15 protein-coding genes and 1 riboswitch are annotated in these 17,701 nt (G+C 66.3%); of the genes, 4 read left to right on the top strand and 11 right to left on the bottom strand.

What is annotated here, in order from left to right; all coding sequences use genetic code 11:
- Window positions 1–83: 83 nt before the first annotated feature.
- The gene (locus ACLMAJ_RS28910; RefSeq protein ID WP_412017011.1) at window positions 84–1,310 is read right to left on the bottom strand and encodes a site-specific integrase; all 1,227 of its coding nucleotides are present in this window, start codon (window positions 1,308–1,310) and stop codon (window positions 84–86) included.
- Between the two features lie 237 nt (window positions 1,311–1,547).
- Between ACLMAJ_RS28910 and ACLMAJ_RS28905 the strand changes: the two genes are divergently transcribed.
- Window positions 1,548–2,678, top strand: coding sequence for a coiled-coil domain-containing protein (locus ACLMAJ_RS28905; protein WP_412017010.1), 1,131 nt, complete (start codon window positions 1,548–1,550; stop codon window positions 2,676–2,678).
- Window positions 2,679–3,167: 489 nt separating this feature from the next.
- Here the strand turns inward: ACLMAJ_RS28905 and ACLMAJ_RS28900 are convergent, their stop codons facing one another.
- On the bottom strand, window positions 3,168–3,827 hold the full coding sequence (locus ACLMAJ_RS28900) for a class I SAM-dependent methyltransferase (protein ID WP_412017009.1): 660 nt from the start codon (window positions 3,825–3,827) through the stop codon (window positions 3,168–3,170).
- Window positions 3,828–3,947: 120 nt separating this feature from the next.
- Window positions 3,948–5,165, bottom strand: a complete 1,218-nt coding sequence (locus ACLMAJ_RS28895) for a hypothetical protein (protein ID WP_412017008.1) — start codon at window positions 5,163–5,165, stop codon at window positions 3,948–3,950.
- Between the two features lie 237 nt (window positions 5,166–5,402).
- A riboswitch (TPP riboswitch) is annotated at window positions 5,403–5,519 on the top strand.
- On the opposite strand from ACLMAJ_RS28895, the gene ACLMAJ_RS28890 reads away from it, so the two are divergent.
- The gene (locus tag ACLMAJ_RS28890) at window positions 5,514–6,884 is read left to right on the top strand and encodes a purine-cytosine permease family protein (protein WP_412017007.1); all 1,371 of its coding nucleotides are present in this window, start codon (window positions 5,514–5,516) and stop codon (window positions 6,882–6,884) included. It overlaps the preceding riboswitch by 6 nt.
- 11 nt (window positions 6,885–6,895) lie before the next feature.
- Here the strand turns inward: ACLMAJ_RS28890 and ACLMAJ_RS28885 are convergent, their stop codons facing one another.
- From ACLMAJ_RS28885 to ACLMAJ_RS28870, 4 genes are all read right to left on the bottom strand, one after another.
- Window positions 6,896–7,441, bottom strand: a complete 546-nt coding sequence (locus ACLMAJ_RS28885) for a hypothetical protein (RefSeq protein WP_412017006.1) — start codon at window positions 7,439–7,441, stop codon at window positions 6,896–6,898.
- The gene (locus ACLMAJ_RS28880; protein WP_412017005.1) at window positions 7,438–8,553 is read right to left on the bottom strand and encodes a hypothetical protein; all 1,116 of its coding nucleotides are present in this window, start codon (window positions 8,551–8,553) and stop codon (window positions 7,438–7,440) included. The genes ACLMAJ_RS28885 and ACLMAJ_RS28880 overlap by 4 nt, the downstream gene beginning before the upstream one ends.
- A gap of 110 nt (window positions 8,554–8,663) precedes the next feature.
- Window positions 8,664–9,119, bottom strand: coding sequence for a FixH family protein (locus tag ACLMAJ_RS28875; protein ID WP_412017004.1), 456 nt, complete (start codon window positions 9,117–9,119; stop codon window positions 8,664–8,666).
- Window positions 9,116–10,729, bottom strand: a complete 1,614-nt coding sequence (locus ACLMAJ_RS28870) for a hypothetical protein (protein ID WP_412017003.1) — start codon at window positions 10,727–10,729, stop codon at window positions 9,116–9,118. The genes ACLMAJ_RS28875 and ACLMAJ_RS28870 overlap by 4 nt, the downstream gene beginning before the upstream one ends.
- A gap of 185 nt (window positions 10,730–10,914) precedes the next feature.
- On the opposite strand from ACLMAJ_RS28870, the gene ACLMAJ_RS28865 reads away from it, so the two are divergent.
- Entirely contained in the window at window positions 10,915–11,397 is a 483-nt protein-coding gene (locus ACLMAJ_RS28865; protein WP_412017002.1) for a group II truncated hemoglobin, read from the top strand.
- Window positions 11,398–11,494: 97 nt separating this feature from the next.
- Window positions 11,495–12,631: a metallophosphoesterase gene (locus ACLMAJ_RS28860; protein ID WP_412017001.1), complete on the top strand. Its 1,137-nt coding sequence runs from the start codon at window positions 11,495–11,497 to the stop codon at window positions 12,629–12,631.
- 167 nt (window positions 12,632–12,798) lie between these two features.
- Here the strand turns inward: ACLMAJ_RS28860 and ACLMAJ_RS28855 are convergent, their stop codons facing one another.
- From ACLMAJ_RS28855 to ACLMAJ_RS28840, 4 genes are all read right to left on the bottom strand, one after another.
- Entirely contained in the window at window positions 12,799–13,113 is a 315-nt protein-coding gene (locus tag ACLMAJ_RS28855) for a hypothetical protein (protein WP_412017000.1), read from the bottom strand.
- 201 nt (window positions 13,114–13,314) lie between these two features.
- Window positions 13,315–14,994 (bottom strand): glycerol-3-phosphate dehydrogenase, encoded by a 1,680-nt coding sequence (gene glpD, locus ACLMAJ_RS28850; RefSeq protein ID WP_412016999.1) that lies wholly within the window; start codon window positions 14,992–14,994, stop codon window positions 13,315–13,317.
- A 57-nt stretch (window positions 14,995–15,051) separates the two neighbouring features.
- Window positions 15,052–16,572, bottom strand: a complete 1,521-nt coding sequence (glpK, locus tag ACLMAJ_RS28845) for a glycerol kinase GlpK (protein WP_412016998.1) — start codon at window positions 16,570–16,572, stop codon at window positions 15,052–15,054.
- Between the two features lie 107 nt (window positions 16,573–16,679).
- On the bottom strand, window positions 16,680–17,519 hold the full coding sequence (locus tag ACLMAJ_RS28840; protein ID WP_412016997.1) for an MIP/aquaporin family protein: 840 nt from the start codon (window positions 17,517–17,519) through the stop codon (window positions 16,680–16,682).
- Window positions 17,520–17,701: the final 182 nt, after the last annotated feature.

The raw sequence follows: 17,701 nt of genomic DNA, 5'->3' as shown, positions 1-17,701 counted from the left end.
TTGATTGCCCTCAACCTGCGTCGCAGCCTTCGTCGCCGCGATGTGCAGTGTTGCATTAAATGCAATTCATCCTAATACCCCGATCAGAGACCTAGTTTGGTGACCGCGTTGTCTTCCAATGGGTTTGCGGTGCGGATGTAGCCGTGCACGGTGCGGGGGTTGGACCAGCGGCCTTGGCGCATGATTTCGCGGTCGCTTGCGCCGCCGAGCGCGGCTTGGGTGGCGAAGCCCGCGCGCAGGGAGTGGCCGGAGAACAAGGTGGGGTCCAGACCTGCGCGGGCAGCGTAGCGCTTGATGAGTTCGGCGATGGCGCGTCCGGACATGGGGCGCGTGGCGATGCCACCGTGGCGGGTGATGGTCGGGAAGAGTGGTTGGTCGGTGTAGTCGGCGAGGGTGATGCCTTCGAAGCCGTGGCAGCGGTGGATGTCCGGGGATGTGGGTGCGGTTTCGGCCAGCCACGACCGCAGACCGGTGTTGCCGTGGGCGGCATGCACTTCCAGTAGTGCCAGCCAGTCGACGAAAGCGCAGACGGGGCAGGTGTGCGGGCGTTGGCCGCGGGGGAGGGCGACGCGTTGTTCGGCGACACCGGTGGGGTCGGTTTTGGTGGTGGGCAGCTGCACGATCAGCAGGGGCTCGCCGGTGCGATGGTCGAGGTTCACGCGGATATCGCTGATGCGCAGGGCGGCGAGTTCGCTGCGGCGCAATGCTCCGGCGAATCCGACAAGTAGTGCCAATGCGTCACGGCGGCGGGCGGGTTCGGTCGGCCAGCCTTGTTCGGGGAGCCCGGCGAGGAGTTGTTCGAGGGTGTGCAACAGGACGGGGCGTTTGCGCTTGGGTTGAGCGCGGCGTGTGCGGCGGATACCGCGCAGAGTCAGGCGCACTACGTCGGAGCGGGTGGGGGAGGGAAGTCCGTTGGCGGCGTGGACGGCGGCGATCGCGGCGGCTTTACGTTCGAGGGTGGCGGCGCTGAAAGCCCACTGCTGGGGCGCGGTTTCGTCGTCACTGTGACGCAATGCGTCGGCGGCGGCGGCCAGGTAGACCGCGACATCCAAGGGGTCGGCGGGGAGGGCTTGGCGGCTTTCGGCGGTGCACCAGGCCGACCAGGCGATCCAGTCGGTGCGGTAGGCGCGCAGCGTATTCGCCGATTGGGATGCCTCGAGGTATCGGCGCAACGATCCGGCTTGGTTGTCGTCGAAGCGTTCGCGAACCAATCGCAGTGCGGCAGCGTCGATCAGCACACTGCGCACTCCTTTGCGTAGTTCGGTCTGTACCAACTCCGGCACCGCGACAACAGCGCTTCGATCGTCCACGAATCAGCTCCCTAGTTTTTATGTAGTTCCGTAGCAGTTTCGTTTCGTCTTAGCCAACCAAACGAAAACGGAACTCGTGCACCGACAGTCGATAACTCTAGTCGAGTCTGACCGCCGATAAGGTTCACTTATCGGCGGTCAGGCGAACGTGTCTCAAAATGAGTCTTCCTGGGGCAACACGCATTTCGTTTCGTTTAAATACGTTGGTTACGACGAAACAAACGCTACGATTCTCGGGTGTCCAACGTATGCAACTACCCGGGCTGCCCCCGGCCCATAACTCGCGGCGGCGGCCCCGGGCGACCCTCGGAATACTGTGATCACCCGGAGCACACCAGATGGCGCGCCTGGCGGGAACGTCAACGCCAGCAGCAGGAGTCGGAGGCGGCGACCACTTCCGTCACAGTGACGCAGCAAGGTCCGGTCACGGTCGCCCGCTTGCGTGCCGATGAACTGCTCACCCAATTCCGTGGACTGGCAGATCAACTGGGCAATACCCTGAATTCGGCGGTGGCCGAACTGTCCACGCTGGCGGACCCTTCGATCGCCGAAGCGCAGGTCCAGGCCGTGCAAGCCGATGCGGCCCGCAGGATCGCCGAGGCCGAGATGGCCGGGGTCGCCGCCGAGCAGGCCCGTCGCGATGCCGAAGAAGCCGGAGCGCTCGCCGACGCCGCCGCCGAGGATGCCGCCGCGGCGGCTGAGCACGCGGAAGGGCTGGTCGCCACCGCGATTACCGACCGCGACGACGCATTACGCGAAGTCGAGCGCACCACCAGGCAAGCCGCCGATGATGTGTTCGCCGCCCGCAGCGCCGCCGAAGCCGACATCCGCACCGCACGCCGCGAAACCGCCGAGGAAATCGAGCGAATCCGCCAGGACACCGCCGAGCAGGTGCAACAGGCACAGCACCGCGCCGACAAGGAAATCGGCCATGCCCAGCGTGAATCGGCGGCGCGGGTAGCGGCCGCGCACTCCGAACGCGATCTCGCCGTCCAGCGAGCCGCCGATGCCGAGCGCGCGACCGAACGCGCCGAGCGGGCGGCCGCGGAACGAGTGGAAGCCGCCAACGAGGCACGGGAGGAATGGCGCAGGGTCCGAACCGAACTCGATGCCACCCGCAACGAGTTGGCCGAGGCGCGCCGGACAGCGACAGCCGAAGTAGCCGCGGTGCGCGCCGAGGCGACCACGATGATCGAGAAGGCGCGGGCCGAGGCGGCACACCGCATCGAGGCCTTGAACGAAGCACGCACCCAAACCTTGGCCCGCGCCGAACGCGCCGAAATCCAACTCGACGAGTTGCTCGCCGAAGCGCGCCGCACGGGCGTGCCGAAAGCGCTGGCATCGGAGTCGACACCGCACGCCGGGTGATCACCAGTCCGCTGCCGCGCTGTCGGCTCGAGGGGGCCAGATCTGAGAAATCCGGCGCTCAGCGACTCCCAGTCGGGGCTGGTTTGGCTGAATTCCGTTCTGGTCAGGAAGGTTTCGATGGCTTCGACTGCAAGACCGGTGCCCGACAGTTGTACTCACCACTCTCGGAGGTACGCAGTTCGAGCCAGTTGATAGCATGAGTGCCGGTCGGACAGACTGCTTCGGCGTACGCGACTAGGAGGTGGTCGCCGCCATTGATATGGGTCAGGTCAGGCCGAATATTTCGGGGGCATGCGTATAGATGTACGTTTGTCGAAAACCACCTCCTTCGCGCGCCATCAAAGAACAGCGTCCGACGTGGATGCGATGCATGCGGGGCGCGTCGGGAACCGTTGTAGCGAAGATGCGCGTTTCGGTTTCGGAGCGGGAGCCTCAGCTGTTGGTTCGGATCGCTCCGGCCTTGGACGACGGGTCGACCGGTCTCGCAGGCTAGATCCGTGTGACCGTCGCGAACCAAGCCGGTGCTCCGTCATCGTGGTATCTCGTATGAATGCGGTCCGGTTCGATGGTGGCGACAGTCCATCCACTGGTGGGCTCGAACGCCGCTCTCAGCTCTTCCCGACTGACCGGGTGTGGGCCGGTATCGGGACCGGTATCGCTGAAGCACAACACATACAGGGTTCCCTCGTGCTCGGTCACCGCCGCCAGGCTCGCCACGTACGCGGGTCGCTCGTCGGCGTCGAAGGTGTGGAACAGTCCGCTGTCCAGCACCGTCTGGAACCTGCGCCCCACCCGCTCCAGAGCGAACGCGTCGGCAACCTCGAACTCGACCTCGATCCCACGGTCGTCGGCCTTGCCTCGCGCGATCGCCAATGCTGTCTGTGCCACGTCGACGCCCAGAACCGACAATCCCAGCGAGGCAACGTGAAGAGCGTTTTCACCCGTCCCACAGCCTGCGTCCAGGACCGCTCCGGCGAAACCGCCTTCGGATGCCACACGCACTATCGCCGGCTGCGGGCCGCCGATATTCCAAGGTGAGGGACCGTCGTGGTACGACGCGTCCCAAGACAGTCCGGTCTGCCGTTCGTGACTGGTCGGGTGCCGACCACCGAACGGATCGTCGGCGACGGGTACTGATGGCTCCGACAACTTCGTCACCTCCTGCCAGTGATGGTGCACCTCATCGTGGCACGCCGATCCACACGGCGTGACGGTTCCCGCGGCAACCGGCTACACGCACGGGCAAGGGTGACGACCGAACCGGGAGCCTCAGGTGGGTGGGGCCACTTGCTGGAAAACCTCGAGGATCTGAGGCAGCGCGACGAGGGCGGTGCTGCCGTGATCGAGGGGGCCGAGGTCGAGGAGGGTGGCCTTGTCGCTGTGCAGGGCTTGCAGGCAGTGTTCGGAATTGGCGTAGAGGACGCTGCGGTCGCCGGAAGCGGCGTAGAGGTGGACGGGGACGCGCGGGGTCCAGTCGCAGGTGCCGTCGGTGTCGGCCACCGCGTCGAGTGCGGGACCGGCGGGGTTGCGCGACAAGGCGATGAACTTCGGTGTCAGCAGCTGTTGCGGGGTGGTGAGTAGGGCTGCGGCGATGGAGAGTTCATTGTGGTTGCCGTCGAAGAGTTCTTCGATTTTGGATGCGTAGGGTTCTTGGAAGGCTTCGGTCGGGCTGTCATAAAGGTGGTGGATTCGGTTCATCGAGGTGAGCCAGTAGGCGAAGTAGACGACGGCGCTGGCGGGGGTGACTCGGCCGTCGAGGCCCGCGGGTGTCTCGACATTTCGAACGTCGTACGGGCCGCTGATCGGTGCTAGTGCCGCGAGCCCGAAGCCGGGGACTTCGCCTGCTTGTAGTGCCTTGCTCAATGCCGTCGCGGCCTGGCCACCTTGAGAGAAGCCGGTGACCAGGATGTCGGGCTCCAAGTCGCGCTGTTCGCGAGCGGCGATCGTGCGGGCGGCACGCAGCAGGTCGACCGAGGCGCTGACCTCCGTCGGGGCGTGGGTGTAGGGGTGAAAACCTGGGCCTTCGCCCAGCCCCAGGTAGTCGGGTGCGACCGCCGCATATCCCGCGGCGGCGAACATGACCGTGCGCGCCTGGTCGGGGCGGGATGCCCCACTCACCGATGGCGCATCGCTCTTGCGTGAGAGGGTGCCGTGTTCATAGGTGACCACGCGCAGCCGGTGGGAGTCGGTGCGGGGCAACACGACAAGTCCGCTCGCGGTGGTCGGGGCGCCTGCGGTATCGATGGTCCGGTACACGACGCGATAGGCGTCGACACCATTGCGTGCGGTGGCGGCCAGATAGGCGGTGGCCTCGTCGGTGGACATCTGGGCGACCGGAACTGTTGAGACGACCTCGCCGCGGTTCGTCTGCTCGGTGGACCTCGAGTCGCCGTCCGCATGTTCGGTATCGGACGTACAGGCCGTGGACCCGCACAGCACGATGGCGGCGCTGATGACGGCGACCGCGCAGCGCGTGGATCCGATCATGATCGTGCTCGCCTCTCCTGGATGAATTCACCTGCTGCAATAAGGCATTCGCTGCATTCGGCGACATTGTGCTCGGCATCGTGCACGCGCCGACCATGCGATCCTTCGATGCTCGGCACTGGTAGCCACAAGTTACCGCAGACCGCTGCGCGGCAGTGGGCGAAGTCGGCCGCTGGATTCGAGCCGAGTATCGGTCGCTATGTGACATGGCTCGGCGCGTGTACTATTCGCCCGAATAGACCCCACCGCGGGAGCTCGGGCACGGCCGGGCTGAGAGGGCGAACCCCATGTTTCGCCGACCGCATGAACCTGTCCGGGTAATGCCGGCGTAGGGAGTAGTGCTCAGGTATGTCCGTACCGACCCTGGACGAATCCGAACGGCACGAAGCGCCGCTCACCCTCGAAGAATCCGCGCCGAAAGTGCTGTCCTTCTGGGACCAGAGCGCCTTCTGGGCCAACCTCGGCGTCAGCCTCGTCGCCTTCACCGGTGCCTACACGGTGCTGGCCCCCAATACCGAGTACGCACCGCAGATCTCGATCGCCGCGGGCATCGTGGCGATGATCGTCGGCACCGTGGTGGGTGGTGTGATGCTGGGGCTGGCCGCGGTGCCCGGGGCACAGACCGGTAAGCCCGCCATGGTGCTGCTGCGTGGACTGTTCGGTGCGAAACTCAGCTATCTGCCGACGGTGCTCAATATCGCGCAATTGATCGGCTGGGGGATTTTCGAGTTGATCGTCATCGGCAATGCGGCCGAGGAGCTCTTCGGCGGTGGCCCGCATTGGCTGTATGTGGTGCTGGCCGGTGTGCTCACGACCGCGTTGACGATCTGGCCGCTCGGCTCGGTCCGGATGCTGCGCCGGTTTGTCACCATCGGTGTCGTCATCGCCCTGGTCTGGTTCTATATCCAGTTCCTGCACAAGGGCCTTCCCGATTTGACCGTCAACCCCGGCCCCACCGGGGGCGGCCCGTTCGGTGTCGACTGGAACCTCTTCTGGATCGCCACCGACGCGGCGTTGGCGGTGTCGATCTCGTGGGTGCCGGTCGCCGCGGACTACACCCGCCACTCCCGCAGCACCGGGGCGGCTTTCGGTGCGGCCAGTGGTGCGTACGCGATCACCCAGATCGTCGCCTACATCCTCGGTCTGTTCGCGCTGGCGCTCGCCACCGGCGACGGCGGACAGTACACACCGTTCCTACAGGTCAGTTTGGGCGCGGTGTTCTTCTTCGTTTTCGTTGTGCGTGAGGCCGACCAGTCCTTCGCCAACGTCTACTCCACCGCCGTCTCGATCCAGAACCTTGCGCCGCGCATCGATCGCCGCGTCCTGTCGATCGGGCTCGGCGTACTGATCACGCTGCTGGCGCTGCGGCTGAAAATGGAGAACTACTTCGGCTTCCTCGGGCTGATCGGTTCGGTGTTCGTGCCGCTGCTCGGTGTCCTTGTCGCCGACTTCTTTCTGCGCGCCAGGGGCGAATGGAACACCACACCGGATGCCCCTTCGCGCTGGGGGATGATCTTCGCGTGGCTGGTCGGTCTATCGGTGTACCAACTCATCAACCCGGGTGACGCGGGCTTCTGGACCGACTTCTGGGTTAACGTCCAAGAGTCTCTGCATTTCACCAAGCAGGCCTGGATGAGCGCGTCGCTGCTGTCGTTCTTGGCCGCGGTGCTGGTGGCCTGGATTGTCGGGCGAGTCAAGACGGGCCGGAAAACGGTGTAGCAGCACCACGTTCAGACGGTCAAAGGGCGACGGCCCGGGCGGGTGCGCCGCCATGCCACCGCGAGGAATATGACAAGACCGAGCAGTGGCAAGGTGCCGATCGTCCAGCTCAGCGGAAGTGGCGGGCCGGGTTGGTCGAGTACTTCGACGCCGTCGAGGGCTCCTTCTCCGCGGCCGAGCGGGCCGTCGATGACGAAGGCGAACCGGTAGGCCCCTGGGTCGTCGAACGCCTTCACATCCAAGCCCCAGGAGTCACGCTTACGGGGATGACGCACCAGCGGCCCGGCCCGCCTTCCTGGTTTGATCGCGGGACCGGTGACGCGCAACGTGCCGGATTTGTCGGCGATGCCGCCATCGGGCAGGAAGGTGAAGTCCAATGACTTCATCGCGCGCAGTGGCCAGGTCGAGAACCCGACAGTGACACCGTAGGGCCCGGCCTGGATGCGTTCGGTGTGCACGATGTCGACCGGCGCATACGCGGAGGCCGGGGCGATCGTGACCAGGGACAGAGTGATGGCTGCCAGCACAGTGAGGGTCAGCCTGCGCAGAAAGGTCATCGGAGCTCCTCCGTGGCGGGTGCGGGCAGCATGGTGGTGAACCGGCCACCGAGGAATCCGGCGAGCAGCCCGAGCGGAACCCCGAACAGCGTGATCGTCATGACGTCCCCGAATGCGATGTGTGACATCGCATGGGTGAGGTTCATTTGCAGCGGGAAGCTCACCCCGACGATCACACCGGTCACCACGCCTGCCACCAACACGATCTTCTCGGCATCGACACCGCGGGCACGTGCCAGCCAGAACAGACCCTCGACGGCCAGGGCCGCGACGATCAGGAACATCGGCATGATGGCGGGCAGTTGCGGTGGCCCCGAGGGGAGACCGTCACGCAGCGGAAGTCCGATTGCCGAGGCATAGGTTTCCGCGGCCCACGGCGAGAACCACCACAGGATCGCCTGCATGGTTCCCAGCGATACGGCGATGGCGACCGCGGCACCGGGACGGGCCAGCAATGCCGCACCGAGAATGAGCAACATCGGCCCGAACAGGACGATCCCGAGGATGGTCGGATCGGCGGGCAGTTCCAGATTGTTCAACGCATTGGTGGGAATCGGCGCGAAGGTGATCAGAATCGGGATCGCGACAAGAATGCCGATCCGGCCCCAGCGGTGGTCGCGATGGGCGGCGAAGACGATGATGCTGCCGATCATGGTGAGGGCTATCGACAAGAACAGCGCCACATGGGATGGGGTGTTGAGCACCGCGTCGAAACCGTAGATCGAATGCCATTCCAGGTCGAGCAACCCATAGAGCAGGAACAACGCGGCACCCGCTCCGGCGACCATGTATCCCAGCGGTGCGGTGAGGTTGCTGCCGAACACTCGAATGGGGGTGCCGCCCAGCCGCGGCACCGGCCGTCCCGCGCGTTGGGCGGAGGTGGCGATGAGCACCATGGCGAGGCAGGCGAACCCGGAGATGGCGCTGCCGGAATACAGCAGCAGATGCGGCAGCGTGAAGAAGGTGTCGGGGCCGACTTCGTCGTGCCACTGGATATCCCAGCTCAGGCCGACCAATGTGACAGCGGTGCCGAGTACGACGAACCAGGCGCCGATACGCGCGGCAGTACCGTTATCGGAGGCGAGGACGGGTGCGGGTTCCGCGATGCTCACGGCTGGTCCAGCGCGGTCTTCGGGCGCGTCGGATGATGCTGCGGTACTCATGGACGATCGGTCCCTTCTCTGATCTGGTTATCGCTCATACGTGCGCGGTGGCGCGATGGTCAGCCGCCGACCCACAGCGGCAGCGTGAGTTGCTCGACGCAATCGTGGGTATCGATCGACAGTCGCAGCTCCCACGGGCCGGTCATCATCAGCGGCACCGCAGCGGCGCGGAAGCGGCCCTCGCCCGAGGGGACCGCGGTGATGGGTTGCCCGGCGTGCCCCATCAGTGTCTGGATGGCTTGAATCTGTACTGCGCCATGGTCTATGGGGGCACCGGCGCGGTCGGTGACGGTGACCTCGATAGCGGGGGCGCCGAGGCGAACGCTGTCGAGGGTGACGGTGACGAGATGGTGAGGAGTGCCGGAATTCAGTACTACCGGGGCGGGCGGACTCGGCCATACCAGCCACCCGGCCACGGCGATCACCACTGCGATCGCGACGCCGACGGCCACGAGAACGCGACGCGACCGCAGGCCATGATCGGTCGGCCGCGTGGTGGTTACGGCCGCGCTCATCGGTGTGCTCCGGCCGCCGCGACATCGAGGACCACAGGAACGGTGAGCACGCTGTAGTGCCGTTCGACCTGTATCCACAACCGGTACCGGCCCGCGGCCGGGAAGGTGTAGGTGAAAGGTACGTCGGGCCCGTAGGCGGCCACCGTCTCGTCCGGAGCGCTCTCACCGTTGACCGGCGGCATGAGCATCGTTGCGCCTCCAGTCGTGGGCATGTCGCCCATCGCGTGCATGCCCGGCATGTCACCCATCCCGGACATGGCCTGCATCGATGTCGATCCCATCGAGTGAGCATGTCCCCAGATAGGCGAATCCTGCACGGCCACACCGATATCGGTGCCGTAGCCATCGGGTAACGGTCCCGCCATGATCATGTGCCCGACCATCCCGAGCCACGGTTGCAGATCGGCGCTGTCACCGACCTGCGCGGTGATGGTCGTGGGCAACCCTGCCACCGCAGTGGTCGTCCGCACGCTGACGGGGTCGTCGCCGAGGGTCGTCGCAGCGATGTCGCCGCCGCCCAGATGCACCGGAGCGTCCGGCGACGGTGCAACACCCGCCGCGTCATTCGTAGCCACCGTGAAACCGGTTGCCATGCGCAGCATTTGGACACCGCCACCGCGACGCGCAACCTCAGCGGATACGGCATGGCGTCCGGGTTCGGGTGCGGCCAGGTGAACTTGATAGCGGCCGGGGCCGATCCGGATCGGGTGCAGATGCGACAGGCGCCCCGATGGCGCGACCAGCAGCAGATGCATCAACGCACTATCGTGCACGAGAAGGTCGTCGACCGGTGCGCCGGTCGCGGCGTCGATCACCTTCAGATCGAGATCGCCCGGCCGTCCGGCTATTGCGGGACCACCTTCGATGGTGAGCAGGACGGGGGGACGAGAGAAGTCCGAGATCATCGGCTGGCTCACCGCATACGGGTTCTCGACGTTGTCGACGGTGGGGTCGAGTTGGGTGCCCGGTTGTGGGGGCAGCGGGAACGACACCGACAGCAGCGCGGCGGTCACCGACACCGCAACCCCGGCCACCATGCCAGCGGCAGGAAGCAGCGCCCACACGCCGCGGCGGGCACGGGTCGCGACCAGCACCGAAACGGGTAGCAGCACCCCTGCCACCAGGAACCCACCGTAGACCAGGCGCTCCGGCGGTGAGGTGACCTGCGCGGGCACCACGAAAGGGATGCGCGCCAGCCGCACGCCGTCGCCGATGGCCAGTTCCCACGGTCCGGCCCTGTCCATCGCCACGGTGGCCGAGTACATGCCTGGTGTGCCGCCGAGCTCGATAACAGACTCGGCGGCGGGTGCCCCCGGAGCAGGCATTACCGACTCCGCGGCGGCTCCGGTCGGTGTCGCCGCAAGTGTGAGTTGGCCGGCGGCGGTACCGGTATGGGTGACGACGTCCACGCGCAGTGGGCCCGGCACACTGGTCACCCGGCGCAGCACGATGGTGAGTTCGCGATCGCCGAGGCTCTGTGCGATCGACACGTCAGCCCCGGAGGATGGCGAGTCGGCTGAGGCGGGTGCCATCCACATCGACAGGAACAGGGCACACAGTCCCGCAACGCCCATGGCACGGCGGCGAACAGCATGGGCGGCGATGGTCACCACCGCCATGGTAGGGGCGCGGCCCGACGAGACCATCACCTCCAGTAGGGATTTCGTGTCCCTCGCCGGAGTGATGCGGCGCGGGGGGAAGTCCCGGATAATGCCGTGGCCTCGTGTCCACGCACGCGCACGCATGGTGCGGCTGCACCAGGAACGTGGCGCGGTGTTTGTGTAGGGTTGGGCTGGTGACAGACTCCTCTGTCGGCGCCCCAGACGTGCCGACGCTGTTCGAATGGGCCGGTGGCACACCTGCGTTCGAAGCGCTGACCGTCGCGTTCTATCGCGAGGTCCTCGAAGACGACGTGGTCGGCCCGCTGTTTCGCGGCATGGACCCCGGGCATCCGAAATACGTGGCGATGTGGCTGGCGGAAGTATTCGGCGGGCCCGACACCTACAGCACCGAGCGTGGCGGCTACCACCACATGGTGCGTCAGCACCTGGGCAAGGCGATTACCGAGCCGCAGCGTCGCCGATGGGTGAACTTGTTGATGGATGCCGCCGACGAGGTGGGCCTGCCCAGCGACCCGGAGTTCCGCGCCGCCTTCGCCTCCTACATCGAGTGGGGCACTCGTCTCGCGCAGACGAACTCGCAACCCGAGGCCCACCCACCGTTAGAAGCCCCCATGCCGCATTGGGGCTGGGGCGTAGCACCGCCTTACCAGCCGTAAACCCCACCTTGGGTTAACGCTGTTATCGTAGGTAGGGCCCATGGCGCCGGGCGGAGTGGACCGTGCGCTACACCTGCGCCAACAAGGATGAATCCTGTTGAAGTATGTTCCGCGTGTTGTGCTGTTGCTGGCGATTCCCGCCGTGCTGTTCCTACTGCCCTGGTGGACGGTGGTGCAAGCACCCACCAGCGGCGAAGGCCCGCTGTTCTGGGCCGGGTCGGTGGTGTTCCTGCTCGGATACTTGTGCCTGCCCGCGGCGATGTTCCTGGGGCACGGGCCCGCGCAGTCCGACGCCGCGTCCATCGTGGGCGACACACTGCTCGGGGTGATGTGGGTGGTGTTCAGCTGGTCGGTGATCGGCAACATCGCACGCTTGGGGCTGCTCGTCGCCGGTGTGGACAACCCGGCACGCTCGCGCATCGTAGCGGTGGGTGTGCTCGCGGTGGCGGCGGTGTTGACGGTGTGGGGGATCGTCGAGGCACGGCGGGTGCCCAGGGTGCGGACACTCGATGTGACGATCCCCGGGCTCGGACGCGGACTCGACGGGCTGCGCATGGTGGTCATCACCGATACCCATTTCGCCGCGCTCGACCGGTTGCGCTGGTCGGAGAAGGTTGTCGAGGTCGTCAATGCGCAACGGCCCGATATCGCGTGCCACGCAGGCGATCTCGCGGACGGATCGGTAGCGAAGCGGCGTGCGCAGGTCGATCCGCTCGGCAAAGTCGATGCCGAGCTCGGCAGGTACTACATCACCGGCAACCACGAGTATTTCGGTGACGCGCCCGGCTGGATCGAGCACATGGCCTCGATCGGCTGGCAGCCGTTGCATAACCAGCATGAGATCGTGGGCCGAGGCGGTGACCGGCTGGTGATGGCGGGTATCGATGACCCCACCGGCGTCGGGCTGGAAGGTCACGGACCGAACCTGTCCGCCGCACTCGCCGGCGCGGAACCGAACGTGCCGATCGTTTTGCTCGCCCACCAGCCGCGCCAGGTCGTCGAGGCCGCCGCCGCGGGTGTCGCGCTACAGATCTCCGGCCACACCCACGGCGGCCAGATCTGGCCCTTCCACTACCTGGTTCGCCTCGAGCAGCCCGTCGTCGCGGGCCTGAGCCGCCACGGCACCGCCACCCAGCTCTATACGAGCCGCGGTACCGGATTCTGGGGACCGCAACTGCGCGTGTTCGCGCCAAGCGAGATCACCGTTCTGGTGTTGCGTTCGCCGCGGAACTAGACCGCTCAGCGAGGACCGGTAGGCGATCGACCGCGCTCGGCGACATCCGGCGCACGATGTTCGCGCTCGGATCTCGTCGCCAGAGTTCCGCGGTCGCGGCCAGGTTCCGCGTCTTCTCGGCCCGAGCGCCATGGCGTGGGTGCTGTCCGGCCGTGCCTGACAGGTTGTCAGAGGTGTGCGGGGTGTCCGGGCGGTGGGGGCAGCGGCTTGCCATCGGGACCCATCGGCGGCGGGCATGGCTTGCCGTCGGCGTCGGTCGGTGGCGGCAGCGGCTTGCCGTCGGATCCCAAGGGTGGGGGCAGCGGCTTGCCATCCGACCCCATCGGAGGTGGCGGGCACCCATTGTTGTGGTGCTGCGCGGATACCGGCGCGATGGGGGCGGCGTCGGATTGCTTCTGCGCCGAGGAACATCCGGTGGCGACAGTGACAGCGGCGGTGACCACGAACAGCGCGACCGCGAAACGAGAGTGCGTACGGAGCATGCCGGTGACCGTACCAGGCGGACCGGTCGGCACATGGTCGAAACAGGTTGAGCTGGAACAGGTTCGAACTGCCGACCGTCCGAGATTGCTGCCGCGCACGGCTGGAACGAAGGCGGAGGGATTCGGGATGGACCCTTCGAAATGAGGACAGCAGGCCCCGGAGCGGCGGCCTGCTGTCTGGTGCGGGGTGTCACTAACCGGTCAGGCGCAAGCGACCAATCGCGCGGCGTTCGCAGTCACGTCGTCGGCGGCGGCGTTGGCGGCGAGTTCAGCGTGAACGCGGTCGCGGTAGCGCGCGAGCTCGCGGTCGGTGTCCGCGGCATCCCAGCCGAGGTGCGGCCCGATCAGCCAGGCGATCTCGGGGGCCGCGGCGAGGCCGCGATCCTTGGATTCGATGGAGATGCGGGTGCGGCGGGTGAGCACGTCGTCGAGATGCAGTGCGCCCTCGTGGGTTACGGCGTAGACGATCTCTGCGGCGAGGTATTCGTCCGCGCCGGCGACAGGTTTGCCGAGCGCGGCATCGGCGGCGATCAGGTCGAACAGATCAGAGATCGCGGAGCCGTAGCGGCCCAGTAGTCGTTCGACGGTCGCGACGGACAGTCCGGCACGTTGTGCGACGCTGGCCACCTCGGCGGCCAGTTCCTGATAGCCGACCGCGCCGAGCAGCGGCAAGTGCTCGGTCACCGACGGCGCCGCGCCGCGACCGAGGCCCTCGACCGCGGCATCGACGACGTCGGCGGCCATCACTCGATAAGTGGTGTACTTACCGCCCGCGATCACCAGCAGGCCCGGAACCGGTTCGGCCACAGCGTGTTCACGTGACAACGTGGCGGTGTCGCTGGATGCGCCCGAGAGCAGTGGACGCAGCCCCGCGTAGGTGCCGACGATGTCCTCGCGGGTCAGCGGCTCGCGCAGCACCGCGTTGATGTGGTCGAGCAGATACTGCACATCGGCGTTGCTTGCCGAGGGATGGTCCTTGTCCAACGACCAATCGGTATCGGTGGTGCCGATGATCCAGTGGTTGTCCCACGGGATCACGAACAGCACGCTCTTCTCGGTGCGCATGATCAGGCCGGTGTCCAGATCGAGGCGTTCGCGCGGAACCAGAATGTGCACGCCCTTGGATGTGCGGACGTGGAACGGGAATTCGACGCCGGTCAGCTTGTTCATCTCGTCGGTCCACACGCCGGTCGCGCTGATCACCCGGCGTGCGCGCACGGTGTATTCGCGACCGGATTCGAGATCGGTGACGTATGCGCCGGTCACGCGAGCGCCATCGCGCAGCAGACCGGTCACCGCGGTGCGGGTCAGCACCGTTGCGCCGTGTCGGGAGGCGGTGCGGGCGAGGGTCATGGTGTGGCGGGCATCGTCGACCTGTGCGTCGAAGTAGCGGATGGCGCCGGTCATCGCGTCGGCGCGCAGTGCGGGCGCCAATTCCAGTGCCCGCGTGCGCGACAGGTGCCGGTGCATCGGCAGCGCCCTCGCTCCACCCATCGTGTCGTAGAGCGCGACACCGGCACCGATGTAGGCGCGCTCCCACACCCGATGCTGTAGCGGCAGCAGGAACGACACCGGCCGGACCAGATGCGGTGCCAGTTTGCGCAGCAGCAGGCTGCGTTCCTTCAATGCTTCACGCACCAGCGCGAAGTCGAGCTGCTCGAGGTAGCGCAGCCCACCGTGGATGAGTTTGCTCGAGCGGCTCGATGTGCCCGCCGCGAAGTCCCTTGCCTCGACCAGGGTGACCGAAAGCCCGCGCGCGGCGGCGTCGAGGGCGGCGCCCGCGCCGACGACACCACCACCGATGACCAGGACGTCGATCTCATTGTCGCCCAACGTATTCAGTGCGGCTGTGCGGTAGGCGGGGTCCAAACGAGCGGACACAGCGGTTCTCCTTGATTCGGTGATATCCAGTAGTCGGTAGCGGATTGTCGCGACGTTTCAGTCCTCGATGTCGATCCAATCGAGGGTGCGCGAGACCGCCTTTTTCCAGCGGGCGTAGCCGCGCTCGCGCGCGTCCTCGGTCCAGGTCGGGTTCCAGCGCTTGTCCTCGTGCCAGTTCTGCACGAGTTCGTCTGTGCTGCTCCAGAATCCGACGGCGAGCCCGGCGGCGTAGGCGGCGCCGAGAGCTGTTGTTTCCGCGACCACCGGACGCGACACCGGAACGTCGAGGAAGTCGGCCTGCAACTGCATGCACAGTTCGTTGGCGGTGACGCCGCCGTCGACGCGCAGCACGTCGAGCCGCACCCCGGAGTCGGCTTCCATGGCCTCGACAACGTCGCGGGTCTGATAGCAAATGGATTCGAGGGTGGCGCGCGCGAGATGGGCATTGGTGCTGTAGCGCGACAGGCCGACGATCGCGCCGCGCGCGTCCGATCGCCAGTAGGGGGCGAACAGTCCGGAGAAGGCAGGCACGAAATACACGCCACCGTTGTCCTCGGCTTGGCGGGCCAGCGATTCGCTTTGTGACGCACCGGAAATGATGCCGAGTTGATCGCGCAGCCATTGCACGGCAGAGCCGGTGACCGCGATCGAGCCCTCCAATGCGTACACCGGCTTCTGATCACCGAATTGGTAGGCGACGGTGGTGAGCAGACCGTGTTTGGAGCGCACGATTTCGTGACCGGTGTTGAGCAGCAGGAAGTTTCCGGTGCCGTAGGTGTTCTTCGCCTCGCCGGGACGGAAACACACCTGGCCGACGGTGGCGGCCTGCTGATCGCCGAGCACACCCGCCAGTGCTACTGCGCCGCCGAACGGTCCATCGGCGCGTGTGGTGCCGAACAGTTCGGGATTGGAGGAGGGCACAATCGTGGGCAGCATCGCGCGCGGAACCCCGAACAGCGACAACAGCTCCTGATCCCAGTCGAGGGTTTCCAGGTCCATCAGCATGGTGCGGCTGGCATTGGTGGGATCGGTGACATGCACGCCGCCGTCGATGCCGCCGGTGAGATTCCACAGCAGCCAGCTGTCGGTGGTGCCGAAGATCGCCTCGCCCCGTTCGGCGTCGGCCGCGACACCGGCGACGTTGTCCAGGATCCAGCGCAGCTTGCCACCGGAGAAGTAGGTGGCCGGCGGCAGACCGGCCTTGCGGCGGATGACCTCACCGTGGCCCGCGCGTTCCAGTTCAGCGGCGATGCGGTCGGTGCGGGTGTCCTGCCAGACGATGGCATTGCAGTAGGGGCGGCCGGTCCTGCGGTTCCACACCACGGTGGTTTCGCGCTGATTGGTCACCCCGACCGCGGCGAAATCCTCAGCGCTCAGATCGGCCTTGGTGAGGGTGCTCTGAATGACCGCGCGTGTGCGTTCCCAGATCTCGGTCGGGTTGTGTTCCACCCAGCCCGGTTGCGGAAGGATCTGCTCGTGCTCGAGCTGGTGGCGGGCAATCTCGTTGCCGCTGTGGTCGAACACCATGAAGCGGGTGCTCGTGGTGCCTTGATCGATAGCGCCGACGTATTGGCTCATGACCGCGCCTCGCTGGAGCTCGGCTGGGTCATGCTCATGGGCGCTGAGTCGATGATGCGCTCGCTCATAGCCGTCCTTTCGGGGAAAAATGCTGGGAGAGAACCTATTCAGAACACGAATTGCGCGACAAGTCCGGCGAGTGCGCCACCTGCCAGTGGGCCGAATATCGGCACCCACGCGTAGGCCCAGTCGGAGTTCTTGCGACGGGGTTCGGCGGAGTGCTCGGAGACCAACTGTTCGTCGGTGTCGAGCGACGGGCGGTAGCCCGCGGCGACACCGGCCGGGACACGAGCGGGTTGCGCGGGTGCCGGTTTGTTGACGGGCAGTAGTGCGTGGGCGATGCGGGGGCCGAGGTCGCGGGCCGGATTGATGGCGTATCCGGTCGGGCCGCCGAGTGAGGCGCCGATGGCTACGACCAGCAGTGCCGCGGCGACCGGGCCCAATCCGGTCGGGGTATGGCCGAAGGCGAGGATCGTCAGGACGAGGGCGAAGGTGCCGATCACCTCGGTGGCGAAGTTCCACCGGTAGGCGCGGATCGCGGGTCCGGTGGCGAAGACTCCGAGCTTCTTCTCTTCGTCGGTCTCGGCGTCGAAGTGCCGTTTGTAGGCCAGATAGGCGAGATTGGCGCCGACGAACGCACCGAACAGTTGCGCGCTGAGGTAGGCGAGGGTGTTGATGGCGGTGACGTCGATACCCGGCGCGTACTCATCGGCGCCGCTGAACAGGATGCCTATGGTGACCGCGGGGTTCAGATGGCCGCCCGTCTTGTAGGCGAGGTACACCCCGGCCATGACTCCGAGTCCCCACCCCATGCTGATCAGCAGCCAGCCGCCATCGAATCCTTTGGACTTCGTCAGCAACACATTCGCCACTACACCGACTCCGAGCAGCACCAGCATTCCCGTGCCGAGTGCTTCACTCAGGAATATCGATCCGAAGTTCATCATTGAGCCTCCGTTCGCCGTCTCGGCCGCAGCCGCGACCGCCGATTCGACGCTACGCAGGGATTTCTCGAGCGCACATACTTCGCGTTCGACAATGCTGAACGGTCGCGGTGTCAGCGCAGCGCTCAGACGGCTACTGTTCGGCCGTCGAGGAGGTCTATATGGCGCAGGTCACAGCGGGTAGG

This window comes from Nocardia arseniciresistens, assembly GCF_046764875.1.
Classification (GTDB): Bacteria; Actinomycetota; Actinomycetes; order Mycobacteriales; family Mycobacteriaceae; genus Nocardia; species Nocardia arseniciresistens.
The sequence above is the reverse complement of the archived record's forward strand: the minus strand, read 5'-3'. Positions and strand labels throughout refer to the sequence as shown.

What these genes read in the sequence shown, in the direction of transcription:
- ACLMAJ_RS28895 (WP_412017008.1), bottom strand. Translation starts at nt 5,165, where the DNA reads ATGATCGGATCCACGCGCTGCGCGGTCGCCGTCATCAGCGCCGCCATC.
- ACLMAJ_RS28890 (WP_412017007.1), top strand. Translation starts at nt 5,514, where the DNA reads ATGTCCGTACCGACCCTGGACGAATCCGAACGGCACGAAGCGCCGCTC.
- ACLMAJ_RS28885 (WP_412017006.1), bottom strand. Translation starts at nt 7,441, where the DNA reads ATGACCTTTCTGCGCAGGCTGACCCTCACTGTGCTGGCAGCCATCACT.
- ACLMAJ_RS28875 (WP_412017004.1), bottom strand. Translation starts at nt 9,119, where the DNA reads ATGAGCGCGGCCGTAACCACCACGCGGCCGACCGATCATGGCCTGCGG.
- ACLMAJ_RS28855 (WP_412017000.1), bottom strand. Translation starts at nt 13,113, where the DNA reads ATGCTCCGTACGCACTCTCGTTTCGCGGTCGCGCTGTTCGTGGTCACC.
- glpK (WP_412016998.1), bottom strand. Translation starts at nt 16,572, where the DNA reads ATGAGCCAATACGTCGGCGCTATCGATCAAGGCACCACGAGCACCCGC.
- ACLMAJ_RS28840 (WP_412016997.1), bottom strand. Translation starts at nt 17,519, where the DNA reads ATGATGAACTTCGGATCGATATTCCTGAGTGAAGCACTCGGCACGGGA.